This window comes from Phaeovulum veldkampii DSM 11550 (assembly GCF_003034995.1).
Lineage (GTDB): Bacteria > Pseudomonadota > Alphaproteobacteria > Rhodobacterales > Rhodobacteraceae > Phaeovulum > Phaeovulum veldkampii.
The window spans coordinates 1-1,430 of sequence record NZ_PZKF01000106.1 but is presented as its reverse complement, the minus strand read 5'-3'; the positions used below and the strand labels follow the sequence as shown (position 1 = coordinate 1,430).

Sequence of the window (1,430 nt, the reverse complement as noted above, 5' to 3'; positions counted from 1 at the left end):
CTGCTCGGTTTCATGCGTCGCTGGCGAACGTCACCTGGTACGGGGATCCGACCGGAGGCTGCGCCTACGTCGGAGCAAGCGCCTGATCCACGGGAGCGGGAGTTGCACGACCAGATCAAGGCTGCGCCAAGTGGCAACCGGCAGTTTCACGCTTCAGACCTGTGCCGGCTCATCGGGCAAGCGGCTTACGAGGCTCGCGTTCTGGAAATCATTCGACAGTTCGGCTGTCCAAGGTTCACGGCGACACTCGCTGTTCATGGGAGAGCCGTGATTGCTGGCGAAATCGCGCGATGATGGCAGAGCAGACAACGCCCAAGATAGCCGGCGAAGTGGCGACCTGACTGGGACCAAAGAGCTGCGAGCCTGAGGTGCCCCTGGATTCTTTATAGACGCTTTGCCCCCTAACTTTTGGGCAATGGGGCCGAGATGGGGACAAGCAACTACAGCGATGAGTTCAAGCGTGATGCGGCACCCCTAGCACCGGTCGGGCCGTAGCAGCGCCGCGCCGAGATAGACGAACAGGCCAGCTTCCACTGCGAGCCCAAGAATCAGATCGAAGATGGCGCCGCCCTCACAGCCGATCGAAGGCGCGGATGCCGGCGGCGCAGGCTGCAAAAACTTCGAGGCCGAGGAAAATGTAGAGAAAGTCAAGCATCGACAGCTCCTTCAAGTGTGTCAGGAACAGGCCGGCGAAGACTGCGTAAGGGGGCTATGAGGAACACAAGTGATCCGCGTAAAGAATTCGTAAAGGCTGCAAATCGTGCCCCGAGGCGTGGTAGTTCGCCAAGTTCCCGGTGAGTCGTATCAAGGCCGAGTGGTGCGCGAAGCCATTCGCATTTTCAGGAAGCCGCGTGGTACTTTCGCTTTGCTTCGAACTCGGTGTCGTCTTCAGGTAAGAAGCTCAATACCGACACCTCCGAGAGCAGCAACGATTACCACACCCCAAGGCGGCATCTTCCAGGCCATCAGCAGGACGAAGCAGGCCAAGGCCAAGGTGAAGTCCCGCGTGTCGCCAATGGCGCTGGTGAAAACCGGCGAGTAGAGCGCTGCGCCCAGGATACCGACGACAGCGGCGTTTGCGCCCTGCATCAGCGACTGCGCCCGCGCCATCGACCGGAACCTGTCCCAGAAGGGCAGGACGCCGATCAGGATCAGGAAGCCGGGCAGGAAAACCGCGAGAAGGGCGATCACCGAACCCACCACACCATTCGGTTCAGGGCCGAGGACGGTGCCCAGATAGGCCGCGAAGGTGAAGAGCGGCCCAGGCACCGCCTGCGCCGCACCGTAACCGGCAAGGAAGGCATCCTGGGTCACCCAGCCGGGCTGTACCACCTCGGCCTCCAGAAGCGGCAGCACGACATGGCCGCCGCCAAAGACCAGCGCGCCCGCGCGGTAGAAGCTGTCGAACACCGCCAGAGCCTGACCTTGCC

The 1,430-nt window shown here is 61.8% G+C and carries 2 protein-coding genes; both read right to left on the bottom strand.

Going from position 1 to position 1,430, the window contains the following annotated elements:
- Window positions 1-474 precede the first annotated feature (474 nt).
- Window positions 475-615, bottom strand: coding sequence for a K(+)-transporting ATPase subunit F (gene kdpF, locus C5F46_RS17220; RefSeq protein ID WP_268952708.1), 141 nt, complete (start codon window positions 613-615; stop codon window positions 475-477).
- A gap of 273 nt (window positions 616-888) precedes the next feature.
- On the bottom strand, window positions 889-1,430 hold a 542-nt coding region (locus C5F46_RS16080), incomplete at its 5' end, for a chromate transporter (protein ID WP_146160263.1).